The organism is Flavobacterium sp. (genome assembly GCF_024710485.1).
GTDB lineage: Bacteria > Bacteroidota > Bacteroidia > Flavobacteriales > Flavobacteriaceae > Flavobacterium.
The window spans coordinates 144,448-158,018 of sequence record NZ_JANJUQ010000007.1 but is presented as its reverse complement, the minus strand read 5'-3'; the positions used below and the strand labels follow the sequence as shown (position 1 = coordinate 158,018).

Below are 13,571 nucleotides of genomic sequence, written 5' to 3'. Positions count from 1 at the left end.
TTTAATTTTTATGGATTAATCGTGTTAGTTTTATAGACAAATCGGTTAAAATAATCTTCGCATTTCCATTACGCTCAATATGATAGGCAGCATCAGATAGCTCTTTGAATATTTCCGTAATATTATTTCCGGTGACGAAGGGTGCAAATTTTTCCAGTTTAAAACCTTCCACTTCCGGTTCCAAATACACCAATTTTTCGGTTTGGTAATTCAGCAATAACGCTTGACGAAACAAATCGGTGCAATACGACAAAAATTGTTTTTGACCTTCGCGACCAATAGTGGCCAACTCTTCGCTCCAGGAAATCAAATCCTGTATAGCCGCAGCATTTCCCTTAGCTCTGAACGCCGCCCGAACCCAATCTACAAACCATTTTTCAAACGGAAAATCGTTGTTGTCATTGTTTAAAATGTGAATAGCCTTGTTGTAATTACCTTGCGATAAATGGGCCACTTTCAAAGCCGAAGGTTCGTCTAAAAAATACTTTTCACGCATGGCTTTGGCAATCACGGCTTCCGGTAAAGCACCAAAGTGCAATACCTGACAACGGGAACGTATGGTTTGAATGATGTCTTCCTCGTTTTCCGAGATTAAAATGAAAAGTGTTTTATCCGGCGGTTCTTCTAAAAGTTTCAGCAGTTTGTTTGAGGCTTCGATGTTCATTTTTTCCACCATCCAAACAATCATTACTTTGTAACCGCCTTCATAAGATTTTAAGGCTAACGATTTTAAAATGTCCTGCGCATCTTCTACGCGAATCATGCCTTGCTTTTTTTCCACACCCAAATGTTTGTACCAATCAAACAAACTTCCGTAGGGATTTTTTAAAACAAAGGCACGCCAATCGGCTATAAAATCAGCACTTTTAGGTTTCGATTTTACATCTTCATTGGCTACATTCGGATAAATAAAATGCAAATCGGGATGCGATAAGGTTTGGAATTTCAAGTTACAGCTTTCGTTGCCGCCCGAGTTTTCCAAACCCGAATTCAGACACAAAACATATTGTGCATAAGCAATAGCCATAAGCAATGTGCCGCAACCTTCCGGACCAACAAACAATTGCGCATGCGGAATTCTTCCCGATGAAGCGCTTTGCATCAAATGGTTTTTGAGGTGTTCGTGACCAAGTATTTCTGAAAACTGCATAGAGCAAATATAGCGTATTTTTTTCCCTAATAGAAAATCAAATTCCTACGTGAAAGATAATGATGGTATATAATCCTTCTGAGTTACAACCGCCGATAAGTGTTTTAGTATACTATTGAAAATAAATGGCTTAAAGCTTAATAATTCCTTAAAAAACATCGATAAAAACCACAAAAAGAACGATAAAATTAAATTTTACTATATTTGCAAAGATTCAAAAACTTTACATTTTCAAATGAAAACCTTACAAGATTTTAATTTTAACGCTAAAAAAGCCATTATTCGAGTTGATTTTAACGTGCCTTTAGATGAGCATTTCAACGTAACCGATGCCAATCGAATTGAAGCCGCTAAACCAACTATCGACAAAATTTTGGCCGACGGCGGAAGTGTAATCTTGATGTCGCATTTGGGAAGACCAAAAGGAAAACAAGACCAATTTTCTCTAAGACATATAGTTTCCAAAACTTCTGAAGTTTTAGGCGTTCCTGTTCTTTTTGCGGAAGATTGTCAAGGTGAAATCGCTCAAAAAGCAGCCCAAAGTTTACAACCCGGACAAGTATTGTTATTGGAAAACCTCCGATTTTACGCAGAAGAAGAAGCCGGCGATGTCAATTTTGCCAAAGGATTAGCTTCATTGGGTGATATTTATGTAAATGATGCTTTCGGAACAGCACACAGAGCGCATGCTTCAACGACCATTATCGCTCAGTTTTTTCCAACCGATAAATGTTTCGGATTGCTTTTGGCCAAAGAAATTGATAGCTTGAACAGGGTGTTGAACAACTCGGTAAAACCGGTAACCGCTGTTTTAGGAGGTTCAAAAGTTTCTTCGAAAATCACAGTAATCGAAAATATCTTAGACAAAGTAGACCACATGATTATTGGTGGCGGAATGACGTTTACTTTCGTTAAAGCCTTAGGCGGACACATCGGAAATTCGATTTGTGAAGACGATAAACAAGAATTGGCTTTGGAAATTTTGCGCTTGGCTAAAGAAAAAAATGTGCAAATCCACATTCCGGTTGACGTAGTCGCTGCCGATGCTTTTGCCAACGATGCCAATACTCAGATAGTTGACGTTCGCGAAATTCCTGAAGGTTGGCAAGGTTTGGATGCCGGACCGAAATCTTTGGAGAATTTCAAAAAAGTCATCATGGATTCTAAAACGATTCTTTGGAACGGACCATTAGGTGTTTTTGAAATGGAAACTTTTGCTAAAGGAACCATCACGCTCGGGAACTTTATTGCAGCATCAACAGCGAACGGCGCTTTCTCTTTAGTAGGCGGAGGCGATTCGGTGGCCGCAGTAAAACAATTCGGTTTAGAAGATAAAATGAGCTATGTTTCTACCGGCGGAGGCGCCATGTTGGAAATGTTGGAAGGAAGAGTTTTACCCGGAATTGCTGCTATTTTGGACTAGCTGTTCTGTAACACAATAAAAGACAATTAATTGCGTTATTAATTTATTAATTAATAACATATAAAAATACCACAAAACAAACAAGACTCATGACTGTAAAAAAAATAACGTCTTTGGCTTTGGTTTTACTTTCTACGGCTGTATTTGCCCAAGATTCAATTATCAAAGCGCCCGTTAAAAAGACGCCGCTTACCCAACGACAGTATCTGGACTCTATAAAAGCTACTTTTGTACAAGACAATATGGCCAAATGTATCGACAGTATGTGGATGCAGGAATTGGCAAGTTTGGATTTGTACGAAGAAATGACTTTAGACATCAAAAATATCAATGTTGATGAAAAGGTAGATTACGAGTTACCAACCGAGCTTTTAAAAGAAAGATTAAAAAAGTTAGACGAGAAGTCTCCTTTTAACATAGAGTATAACGTCGGTTTAGAAAACGTAATCAAATCGTTTTTGAAAAACAGAAAGCGCTCTTTTGAAAGATTGATGGGTATTTCTCAGTTTTATTTTCCTTTGTTTGAAGAAGCTCTGGCGGCTCAAAATATCCCGTTAGAAATCAAATATTTGTCTGTAGTAGAATCAGCTTTAAACCCTAGAGCCGTTTCTCGCGTTGGCGCTACAGGATTATGGCAGTTTATGTACCAAACCGGAAAACAGTACGGTTTAAAAGTTGACACCTATGCCGATGACCGAAGAGATCCACTAAAAGCCAGTGCCGCTGCCGCACAATACATGAAAAACATGTACGCTATTTTTGGCGATTGGGATTTGGTTTTAGCGTCTTACAACACCGGTCCGGGTAACGTAGCTAAAGCGATTCGTCGTTCTGGCGGAAAGCAAAATTATTGGAATATCCGACCGTATTTACACAAAGAAACCCAAGGATACGTACCGGCTTTTTTAGCCACGATGTATATTTTTGAATACCATAAAGAACACGGTATTAAACCGGATCGATCAGTTGCCAATCATTTTACTACTGATACAGTTATGGTGAAAAGAGCATTGACGTTTAAGCAACTTTCTGATTTGTTAGACGTACCGGTTGCAGAACTACAGTTCTTGAATCCTATTTATAAAAGAGAAGAAATTCCATTCATCACCGGGGAGAAGCATTTTTTGAGATTGCCGGTAGATAAAATCGCCGTGTTTACTTCTAACGAAGATAAGATTTACGCATACGCCGATTTTGAAGCCGGCAGAAGAGAAAAACCATTCCAATCTATGGTAGCTTCCAAAGATTCTATTGGTTCTTCAGCTAAAGTTAAATACCACAAAGTGCGTCGCGGTGATAGTTTAAGCGAGATTTCCGATAGGTATGGCATTTCGATGTCGGATTTGAAAAAATGGAATCGCCTCAAAAGTAACAAAGCACCGTTAGGCAGAAGCCTAAAGATTTATGTGAACGACAATTCCGCCATCGCATCTACAAACAAAACTACCGTTAAAGATTCTACTTCAACAGCCCTAGCTTCAAATGCTAACAAAAATTTCAAGGAAGAGAAAGTGGTTAGTTACAAGGATGTGGTCAAGTATTACCGAGTAAAAAAGGGTGATAATTTAGGCGAGATATCGAACAAATACGATGTTTCTGTAGCTGAAATTAAAAAATGGAACAAGCTGAAAAGTAATAATATCGCTCTTGGTGCTAACTTAAAAATCATCAAAAATGAGCGTGTTGTTACTACAGTCAGAAAAGAAGTTAAAGCGGATAAAGTTGAAACTGCTGTAGCTTCTAATGAAAATAACATTGAGGAAAACAATACAACTTCCGATTTTTATGAAGTACAAAAAGGCGATAATCTTTTCAGTATTGCCAAAAAATTCAACGTTAGTATTGAAGACTTAAAAAAATGGAACAATCTGGAAGATTTGAATGTACAGTTAGGCGCTAAATTGGCTTTGGCCAACAAAGAAGAAGCTACTGTCGAAACCCCTAAAACAGAAATTAAAACTGTTGAACATAAAGTTAAAAAAGGCGAATACTTAGGAACCATTGCTAAAAAATACAATGTAACTGTAGCCGAAATTAAAGAATGGAACGGCTTGGAAAGCAACAACGTAAAATTAGGCGAAACCCTAATCGTTTCTAAAAAGGAAGTAGCGGTAAGTGAAGCCAAATCTGCTAAAAATGAAGATATTGCCGCTAACGAAAGAAGTGAATACAAATTGTACTATGTTAAAAAAGGCGATTCCCTGTTCAGCATCGCTAAAAAATATCCGGGCGTAACCATTTCCGACATCAAAAAATGGAACGGCATTAAAAACGAAAGTTTAAAGCCGGGTATGAAGTTGAAAATTAACAACGGTTAATCCGAAAATCTTCTCTAAATTTGGGTTTTACTTCAGTTATGAATAAAACCCTTTTTTTATGGCTTTTGGTTGCGGTTATCGGGACTTCTTGTTCGTTTAAAAAGAAGAAGCTTCCGGATGATGCTTCGGCGGCTATCAATACCATTGCGGTGATTATTGATGATCAGCTTTGGAACGGAGAAGTAGGCGATAGTATTCGTAACAAGTTTGCCTCACCAGTTTTGGGATTACCGCAAGAAGAACCACTCTTTACCATCAATCAATATCCGGTAAAACTCTTTGAAGGATTTTCGACTGACTCCCGCAACATTATCATTGTAAAAAAAGACAACGAAATCAAATTCGAAATCAAGCAAAACGAATTTTCAGCACCGCAAAATGCCGTTCACATTACCGGAAAATCTACCACCGAAATCATTGCGTTGCTGGAAGAGCATGCACCGAACATCATTCAAAAAATGCGCGATATTGAAATCGCTCAAAACCAAAAGATTTTCAAAGATTCTTTACTAGATACTAAAAAAATCCAAAAAAAATTCAATATCGATTTGCTCATTCCGTCCAAATACGAATATGTAATGCGCCGCAAGAATTTTATTTGGCTCAAAAGCGAAATTACAAGCGGAAACACCAGTATCATTATTTACCAATTGCCATGGAACAGCATCCGTAGTGGCAGCGCTGTCAACGATATCGTAAGAACCCGAGATTCCATTGGCAGAAAATATATTCACGGTTCCGTGCATGGAACACGAATGCTTACCGAAGAAGCGTATTCGCCTTATTTTTCGAAAACCACTTTGGCTGAGCGAAAAACTTATGAAACCAAAGGTACGTGGCAAATGAAAAACGATTTTATGTCGGGGCCATTTCTCAATTACACGATTTTCGACAAAGTCAACAAACGAATATTGGTGCTGGAAGGCTTTTGTTATGCACCATCCAAAGAAAAAAGAGACTTGATGTTTGAATTAGAATCCATCATTAAGTCGATTCAATTTCAAAAATAAACCGATATGAACCTACAATGGAAAATTAAGCGATTTGAAGCACTTTCTGTGCCCGAACTATACAAAGTATTACAATTGCGCTCAGAAGTCTTTGTGGTGGAGCAAAATTGCGTTTATCAAGACATAGATGGCAAAGACGAGAAAGCATTACATTTGATTGGCGAAGAAAACGGTGAAATTGTGGCTTATGCTCGCTTGTTTAAACCCAGAGATTATTTTGAAGAAGCATCCATTGGGAGAGTAGTGGTTAAAGAAACTTCCAGAAGTAAAAAACTCGGACATATTTTAATGCGCGAAGCCATTCAGGTCATTGAAACACATTTTGAGGTAACCGAAATTACCATTTCAGCGCAGTTGTACCTCAAACATTTTTATGAAAGTCACGGATTTGTCCAAATCAGCGATACTTATCTGGAAGATGACATTCCGCACATCCGAATGAAGAAATCGTAGTTATATTTTGGTAATCACCAATTCGACTCTGCGGTCGTATTCGGCGCCTTTTCCCAACGGAACCGTATTGCCGTAACCTTTGAAAGTCATCCGGTTTTTAGGTATTTTTTTGAAGACAAGGTATTTGTAAACGCTTTGCGCGCGGTTAGTGGAAAGCTGTCTTTTCTTAGTGTCTTTATCGATGGCTTCTTTTTGATACGGTGGCGTACAACAAACATGCCCTTGAATTTCAAATTGCAGATTTTTGTACTTGTGCAACAACTTGGCAATTTTATCCAATTCGGCTTTCGATTTGAACGTCAGTTTGCTGCTACCGCGCTCGAATAAAACATTGTCCAAGTATACATGATCGCCAATAATGTGGTTTTTTTGAATTGTATTGTAAAATCCCGGAATTACAATTTTGGGTAGCGGTTTCAGATTCAACACTACATCAACCCGACGGTTTTTGGAGCGTTTTTCGGGTAAATTTTCAACGATATCGTCGTCAATCAAAATTCGCCCTTTGCCCTCAATGGTGACTATAATTTTACTTTTGATGCCGCTTTCAATAAATTTATTTTGAATTTCTGCCGCTCGTTTGGTCGATAGCTTAAAGTTGTAAGCTTCTTTGCCGATGTCATCTGTGTAACCGAAAATTTGTATCGATTCGATTCGAGTAGAATCTGTTTTTTTGATAAAATCAATAACGTCTTTTGCCTGAACTTCATTCAAGGTGAATTTGTCAAATTCAAAATACACAGAATGCACTACTTCTTCCTGAGCTTGTAAAAGTCCGATAAACAGTAATGGCAGATATTGCAAGAGCTTCTTCATCTTAGATTTTTAAAATTTTATTGTATTCGGCAATGTTGTTTAACAAGCTAACAGCTCTTTTGATTTCTAAATTACTTTTAGCATAGTACTGGTACAAACCTTCTTTGTATTGGTAGCGCTTGATGATTTCGTCTAAAATCAGATTTTTGATTTCTTTCTGATTTTTATCAATCATCACCTGTTCGCTTTTTTGCAAAGCACTCAATAATTGTTGATATTCTGCCGCTATAGCCGAATCAATATTTTCCTTTTTAGCTTTCTCCAACAGCGTTTTCAAAGCCACTTCCGATTCGGTGTTAAATTCAATTTTTTCGCGTTTTAGAAATGCCTTGAAATCGGCAAAATCAGCATCGGTAATCGTTGGAATTTTATCTCCTAAAGACGGATGTTTGTAGTAGTAATATGTGGCATAGTTAAAAATTCCGTCGTTTTTCTGCAAGGCTTCGGCTATGCTGCTGGTTTTGGTTTCTGCTATTTCCACATCCGGCAAAACACCGCCGCCGTCGTAAACCGGTCGTCCTTTACGGGTTTTGAAAATATTGTAATTTTTCTCATCGGTGCGTGTGGCCTTCCCGTCTTTGTCTTTTTTGTTGTAATTCAGCGCCTGAATGCATCTGCCCGAAGGCGTGTAATAACGAGAAATAGTCACTTTTACCTGTGTGCCGTAAGTCATGTCTATCGGTCGTTGTACCAAACCTTTACCAAAACTTCGGCTGCCCACAACTACGGCACGGTCTAAATCTTGTAAAGCACCGGAAACAATTTCGGAAGCCGAAGCACTTTTTCCGTCCACAATCACCACAATCGGAATTTGTGTGTCAATCGGTTCGCGAGTGGTTTTATAAGTGTTGTTGTATTTTTCGTTTTTCGATTTTGTTGTTACAATAACTTCACCTTTGGGCACAAATAAATTGCAAATGTTTACGGCTTCGTTCAACAATCCGCCGGGATTACCTCTTAAATCTAGAATCAGCTGTTGAGCGCCGTCGGCTTTGAGTTTTTCTAAAGCCTCGCGGGTTTCAAAGGAAGCTTTTTTGTTGAATTGCGAGAGCACAATGTATCCGGTTTTGTCGTCGATTTTACCAAAAAAAGGAACGGCTTTTACTTCTACTTCATCTAAGACCAATTGTGTGGTTTGTGGTTTGCCTTGGCGCAGGTATTTGATTTCGATTTTGGTGTTTTTAGCGCCTTTGAGCAATTGAGAAGCATCGTCTTTAAAATCGGCTAAAATCACATCGCCGATTTGAATGATTTCGTCACCGGCTTTCAAACCGGCTTTATCGGCCGGAAATCCTTTATAAGGTTCTTTGATGATGAGTTTGTCTTCTTTTCGAGTAATCATAGCCCCGATACCCGTGTATTCTCCGGTATTGTTGATTTTGAATTTGATAACGTCTTGCTCGTTGAAATAATTGGTATACGGATCCAAATCGGCCAACATGCTCTTAATGGCTTTGTCCATAAGCTCCGACGGATTGGTTTCATCTACATAGTTTTGGTTGACGGTTTTAAACAGTGTGGTGAAGATTTCGATTTGCTTGGAAATTTCGAAAAAATCATCTTTAAAACTTACTCCGATAAAAAGAAAACCGGTTACAACAGCAGTAAGAATATATCTTTTTTTGAATTTGGAAAACATAATTTTAAACGTTTGTCAGGTTAACGAATTTACTAAATTACTTCTAATGAAGCGGATTCAGTTTAGGGTTAACATTTTTTTATTGTGGCAGGCTTTTGCCAAACTTTTCAAAAAGTTGTTTGGTCTTGGTTTCAATTTCCTGATACGGCAATCTGTCGGCCGTTTGGTAGAAAAACATAAAGCAATATTTTTGGTTAGTATGGGCCAGCAGTTGTGACTTATTCAATCGATAACACTCGCGCAACACTCTTTTGTAATAATTGCGGTCGACAGCTTTTTTAAAGTATTTTTTAGAAACCGAAACGCCCATTTTCAGTGGAACATCTTCTTCAAAATCGTAAGGAACATAAACCAATCGCAGCGGATATTGTGCCACAGATTTGCCTTCGGTGAAAAGTAAATCTATGATTTTTTTGCTCTTGAGTTTTTCATTTTTAGGATAGGAATTATCCATTTTACTTATCGTTGTAGATGTTGTACACAAACTTTACCTCGTTATAGTTGATGTAAATCTGCATACGGTTATTTTCTTTTTTCTTAGTGATAATGAAAATGTTGCATTTGGAAAACTTGTTGTCAATACATTCAAAAGGAACGATGTTGACTTCTTCATTATCTTCAATTTCACCGTAAGCTTTTATTTTGAACGATTGCACTTCATTGGAGTTGATGAGAATCAGATCTTTTTTGGCATCAAGTGTAATTAAAACGTTGGCCTTGACAAATTCTGACCATTCGTTCCAACTGCCGTCATTTTTTTTATCGGTAAAACTAACACTGCTGCTTTTGAATCGAATGGGTTGCGCTTCGGCTTTTGGGATGCTCCAACCCAAGGTCAACAAAAAGATTAGTATTTTCAAGTGTTTCATGGTAATCAATATTTGCGGTAAATCTACAAATTCTATTCCATAAAAAAAGCGTCTGTTAACAGACGCTTTTTATTCATTATTAACCCTATTGGGCGAAAGTGTTGTTTTCCTTTTTCACATCGGCCATTAAACCGGTTGGGTCAATGGTGATTTTTTTGATACTGCTTTTGGGTTTGGCAAGGGTAAAGCTATAGTTGGGAAATGCCCAAGCCCAATTGGTCAGTACGGTTCTGGAAATTTCCGGTGTCGGGTTTTCCTTTTCAAAGTGCATCATGCGCAACGGAATGTAAAAACTTTCTTTGCTGCCATCGGTGTATTCTACCAAAAGATCAATCGGCATCGGCATTCGTCCGATTCGTTCTAAAGTGATTTTCGTTTGAGCGGTTTCTGAGGTAACTACCTCTGAAATTCCGTAATCAATAGTATTGGTGGTTTGCGTCCAATCAGTTAAATACCAATCCAAATGGGCTCCTGAAATGCGCTCTGCTGTTCGTTTGATATCGTTTGGCGTTGGATGTTTGAATTTGAATTCCTCGTAAAAACGACGTAAGGTTTTCATTAAATTGTCTTCACCAATCAGGTAAATCAGCTGGCTCAAAAAGAGTTCTCCTTTACTGTAGGATGAAACGCTATAAGAGCGGTTTAAATCAAAGCGATCGGAATGAGTCGAAAGGGGTTGTTCTTTGCCCGATTTAACCAAGTCAAAATAGCTTTTGTAAGCACCGGCATAAGGATTCGCAGCTTTTTTTTCGGCAAAATGATTCATCACCGTATCTTCGATAAAGGAAGTAAATCCTTCGTCCATCCAACCGTGTTTGCTTTCGTTGATGGCCAAAACCTGTTGGAACCAGGAGTGTCCGAATTCGTGTGCAATCAAGCCGATAAAACCGTTGAGTTCTCCTTCGCCTAAAACTAAGGTACACATGGCGTATTCCATACCACCGTCGCCACCTTGAATTACCGAATATTGTTCATAGGGATATTTACCTACCATGGCATTAAAAAACTTGAGGATTTCGGCCGTGTAGCCTTGAGCTTTTTTCCAATTCTCGATAATTTTCGGATTGTTTTTGTACAAGAAGTGCAAGGTTACGCCTTCTTCTGTTACCAATTTATCGTGAAGGTATTCTTTATCGGCGGCCCAGGTAAAATCGTGTACGTTAGGCGCCAAGAAATGCCAAGTTAGTGTTTTTTGTTTCTTCGGAATGCTTACTGTCACGCCATCATCGGCATAACCATGACCGATTTCGTTTTTGTTTTGCAAATAACCGGTTCCGCCCAAAACATAATTTTTATCGATGGTGATTTTTACATCGTAATTGCTCCAAACACCGTGAAATTCTCTGGCTATATACGGATTGGCATGCCAACCTTCGAAGTCAAATTCAGCCATTTTCGGATACCATTGCGCCATGGAAAGTTCAACACCTTCTTTGTTGTTTCGCCCGGAACGTCTGATTTGTACCGGAACTTGTCCGTTAAAATCTAAGGTTAATAAAGTGGATTTGCCCGGTAGAAGCGGTTGGGCTAAATCGACCTCCAAAATGGTTCCGACTTCTTTAGTTGTAGCTAAAATACCGTCTTGCTTGAAGTTGGAGATTTTTAAAAACCCAATTTCGTTTGGTTTCAGCTGGGCAATTCGGCTTTTATTGATATCTTTTCCTTCTGCGTTTTTAACTTTAGTTACCATACGCCCGTCAGGATCCGGAATCGATTGGAGTCGCGCATCCATTTCGCTTCCCGGCTGAAAAGCGTTGTTGTACAAATGGTAGTAAACTCTTTTTAAAGTGTCGTTCGAGTTGTTGGTATAGAGCAATTCTTGTTTGCCGGAATACTGATAGGATTTAACATCCATTGTTACTTCCATTTTATAATCTGCCCGTTGTTGCCAATACCCTTCAGATTGCGCCACTGCATTGATGCTGAAACATAAAACAAAAGGGAAGAAGATTTTTTTCATCATGATTTTTGAAGTATAGTTTTAGAGTTTTGGTTCTTTTTTGATTTGGTTAGAAACCTCTTCTGCCATTTTTAAGGCATTGTATGCGTTGACAATTTTCCCTGAAACACATGTTTGTGAAAAAGGTATTTTCAGATTATCCTCACCAACTGTTACGTCCAAGTTCAAGGTAATTCCTGACTTCATTATGATTTCTTTTACTTGATTTGCTTTCAAGTTAGGATAATAAGAGCGAATTAAAGCCGCAACTCCGGCTACATTTGGAGAAGCCATAGAGGTTCCTTGTTCGTATTTGTATTTCTCTCCCGGTACAGTAGCGTATATCTTAACGCCCGGAGCAAAAACATCAACATTCGCAGCGCCGTAATTCGAGAAATCAGCTACTATACCTTCGCCGTAGTTGTAATTAATGGCGCCTACTTTAATGACATTGTTTACCAATTCGGTTTTTTTATCAGGAGTATCTTCCGGATAGTTAGGTTCCACATCTACATTTTTGCCGTCATTGCCTGCCGCTAAAACTATTAAAACGTCTTTACTCTCGGCATATTTCATGGCATCCCAAACCCATTCTTTCTGTGGCGAATAATCTTTACCGAAACTTCCGTTGATGACTTTAGCGCCATTATCAACAGCGTATCTTATGGCTAAAGCGATGTCTTTATCATACTCATCACCATTAGGGACAGCACGAATTGGCATAATTTCCACATTGATGGCTACACCATCGCCACCCATTTTGTTGTTTCTTTCTTGGGCAATAATTCCGGCTACGTGTGTACCGTGCGAAGAATCTTTTCGATTTTTTGAATACACAACATTGTTGCCGTATTTTTTATCTTTTATATCCTCCGGGTTATCGCCTACCGGTTTTCTTCCATTGAATTCTTTGTTCAAATTATAATTCAATTTGTCATACACATAATCTTTAAACTCCTCCAAGTTTTGGCGAAAATCATCGCCGGCATCTTCGGCATACATCAACATGATTTTTTTGCTTTTAAACAATTCATATTTCACCGAAGCAATATTGTTGAGGTCTTCTTTAGTGTAGTTTTCTTTCTTCAAATACTCACGGATGGTTTTATCGGCATCCACCAATAAATCGACTGTTTCTTTGTACGGAAACACTTCGTTGTATTCTTTTTCGTATTCCTTTTGGGCTTTCTTGTAGAGTTCGGTGCCGTCATCGCCTTTTCTTAAATAACGAACCAATTCCAAGGTTTCGTTGTTGGAATCGCCTAAGAAATTCCATCCGTGTACGTCATCAGCATAACCGTTTTTATCGTCGTCTTTTTTGTTGTTCGGGATTTCTTTTGGGTTGGTCCAGATGACCGATTTTAGATCGGGATGACTAATGTCAACACCGGAATCAATCACGCCAACGATAACTTTATTACCTTTCTTTCCCTTTATAAGTTCTGAATACGCTTTGTCTACGCTCATGCCCGGAATGGAATCTTTTTCCAAATCCAAATGGCTCCAACGTTGTTGTTGTTCTTCGGTTAAAGGTGATTTTTTAAACGATGATACTTTGGCTTCTTGAGCGGCTATTGTTAACGAGAACACTGAGAATACAGTGTAAAATATTTTTTTCATTTTAAAAACGATTTACAAGTGTAAGACCGTAAAAATAATTTCTTTTTAAGCATTAAACAGTTGGATTAACAATAATTTAGGCATCGCAAAAGAGTCTCTTTTAATGTAATCAAGCCATAAAGGCTTATCAAATTTATAAAAAGTATTGACTGTAAATGGCTTAACACTTTTGATTTTAGCGAATTTTTCAACTGTCATTTCAATGGCAAAGCCCATAAAATAAGGTAATTCAGTAGTCAATTGGCATCAAAAAAACAAAGCAATGGTACAGAGACTAAGTTCTAATGCGATTATTAGTTTGAAATAATGTTTTTGTTTCTTTTTTAGGAAAAAA

At 38.2% G+C, this 13,571-nt stretch carries 12 protein-coding genes; 4 read left to right on the top strand and 8 right to left on the bottom strand.

The window, feature by feature from the left end; translation table 11 throughout:
- Position 1: 1 nt before the first annotated feature.
- Positions 2-1,150, bottom strand: coding sequence for a DNA polymerase III subunit delta' (locus Q0M21_RS01775; protein WP_295333857.1), 1,149 nt, complete (start codon positions 1,148-1,150; stop codon positions 2-4).
- 235 nt (positions 1,151-1,385) lie between these two features.
- Here Q0M21_RS01775 and pgk point away from each other — a divergent pair, with 235 nt between their 5' ends.
- The 4 genes from pgk to Q0M21_RS01755 all read left to right on the top strand — a co-directional run bounded on the left by pgk (position 1,386) and on the right by Q0M21_RS01755 (position 6,354).
- The gene (gene pgk, locus Q0M21_RS01770) at positions 1,386-2,573 is read left to right on the top strand and encodes a phosphoglycerate kinase (protein WP_295333855.1); all 1,188 of its coding nucleotides are present in this window, start codon (positions 1,386-1,388) and stop codon (positions 2,571-2,573) included.
- An 89-nt stretch (positions 2,574-2,662) separates the two neighbouring features.
- Positions 2,663-4,891 carry a LysM peptidoglycan-binding domain-containing protein gene (locus Q0M21_RS01765; protein WP_295333852.1) on the top strand — a complete coding sequence of 743 codons (2,229 nt, stop codon included), beginning with the start codon at positions 2,663-2,665 and terminating at the stop codon, positions 4,889-4,891.
- A gap of 38 nt (positions 4,892-4,929) precedes the next feature.
- A complete protein-coding gene (locus Q0M21_RS01760; RefSeq protein ID WP_295333850.1) occupies positions 4,930-5,901 on the top strand; it encodes a DUF4837 family protein in 972 nt (323 codons plus the stop codon).
- A 6-nt stretch (positions 5,902-5,907) separates the two neighbouring features.
- Complete coding sequence (locus Q0M21_RS01755; RefSeq protein ID WP_295333847.1) at positions 5,908-6,354, top strand: GNAT family N-acetyltransferase; 447 nt, start codon at positions 5,908-5,910, stop codon at positions 6,352-6,354.
- Here the strand turns inward: Q0M21_RS01755 and Q0M21_RS01750 are convergent, their stop codons facing one another.
- The 7 genes from Q0M21_RS01750 to Q0M21_RS01720 form a co-directional block, all read right to left on the bottom strand.
- A complete protein-coding gene (locus Q0M21_RS01750; protein ID WP_295333844.1) occupies positions 6,355-7,170 on the bottom strand; it encodes an OmpA family protein in 816 nt (271 codons plus the stop codon). It abuts the gene before it with no gap.
- Between the two features lies 1 nt (position 7,171).
- Positions 7,172-8,809 (bottom strand): S41 family peptidase, encoded by a 1,638-nt coding sequence (locus tag Q0M21_RS01745; protein ID WP_295333842.1) that lies wholly within the window; start codon positions 8,807-8,809, stop codon positions 7,172-7,174.
- A gap of 79 nt (positions 8,810-8,888) precedes the next feature.
- Positions 8,889-9,263, bottom strand: a complete 375-nt coding sequence (gene rnpA / locus Q0M21_RS01740) for a ribonuclease P protein component (protein ID WP_295333840.1) — start codon at positions 9,261-9,263, stop codon at positions 8,889-8,891.
- 1 nt (position 9,264) lies between these two features.
- Complete coding sequence (locus tag Q0M21_RS01735; protein WP_295333837.1) at positions 9,265-9,678, bottom strand: hypothetical protein; 414 nt, start codon at positions 9,676-9,678, stop codon at positions 9,265-9,267.
- 85 nt (positions 9,679-9,763) lie between these two features.
- Entirely contained in the window at positions 9,764-11,638 is a 1,875-nt protein-coding gene (locus Q0M21_RS01730) for a M1 family metallopeptidase (protein ID WP_295334119.1), read from the bottom strand.
- 21 nt (positions 11,639-11,659) lie between these two features.
- Positions 11,660-13,237 carry a S8 family peptidase gene (locus Q0M21_RS01725; protein WP_295333834.1) on the bottom strand — a complete coding sequence of 526 codons (1,578 nt, stop codon included), beginning with the start codon at positions 13,235-13,237 and terminating at the stop codon, positions 11,660-11,662.
- Between the two features lie 45 nt (positions 13,238-13,282).
- Positions 13,283-13,453: a hypothetical protein gene (locus Q0M21_RS01720; protein WP_295333831.1), complete on the bottom strand. Its 171-nt coding sequence runs from the start codon at positions 13,451-13,453 to the stop codon at positions 13,283-13,285.
- Between the last annotated feature and the right edge of the window lie 118 nt (positions 13,454-13,571).

Coding starts and splice junctions, on each gene's coding strand:
- Q0M21_RS01775 (WP_295333857.1), bottom strand. CDS start 1,150: ATGCAGTTTTCAGAAATACTTGGTCACGAACACCTCAAAAACCATTTG.
- pgk (WP_295333855.1), top strand. CDS start 1,386: ATGAAAACCTTACAAGATTTTAATTTTAACGCTAAAAAAGCCATTATT.
- Q0M21_RS01765 (WP_295333852.1), top strand. CDS start 2,663: ATGACTGTAAAAAAAATAACGTCTTTGGCTTTGGTTTTACTTTCTACG.
- Q0M21_RS01760 (WP_295333850.1), top strand. CDS start 4,930: ATGAATAAAACCCTTTTTTTATGGCTTTTGGTTGCGGTTATCGGGACT.
- Q0M21_RS01755 (WP_295333847.1), top strand. CDS start 5,908: ATGAACCTACAATGGAAAATTAAGCGATTTGAAGCACTTTCTGTGCCC.
- Q0M21_RS01750 (WP_295333844.1), bottom strand. CDS start 7,170: ATGAAGAAGCTCTTGCAATATCTGCCATTACTGTTTATCGGACTTTTA.
- Q0M21_RS01745 (WP_295333842.1), bottom strand. CDS start 8,809: ATGTTTTCCAAATTCAAAAAAAGATATATTCTTACTGCTGTTGTAACC.
- rnpA (WP_295333840.1), bottom strand. CDS start 9,263: ATGGATAATTCCTATCCTAAAAATGAAAAACTCAAGAGCAAAAAAATC.
- Q0M21_RS01735 (WP_295333837.1), bottom strand. CDS start 9,678: ATGAAACACTTGAAAATACTAATCTTTTTGTTGACCTTGGGTTGGAGC.
- Q0M21_RS01730 (WP_295334119.1), bottom strand. CDS start 11,638: ATGAAAAAAATCTTCTTCCCTTTTGTTTTATGTTTCAGCATCAATGCA.
- Q0M21_RS01725 (WP_295333834.1), bottom strand. CDS start 13,237: ATGAAAAAAATATTTTACACTGTATTCTCAGTGTTCTCGTTAACAATA.
- Q0M21_RS01720 (WP_295333831.1), bottom strand. CDS start 13,453: ATGGGCTTTGCCATTGAAATGACAGTTGAAAAATTCGCTAAAATCAAA.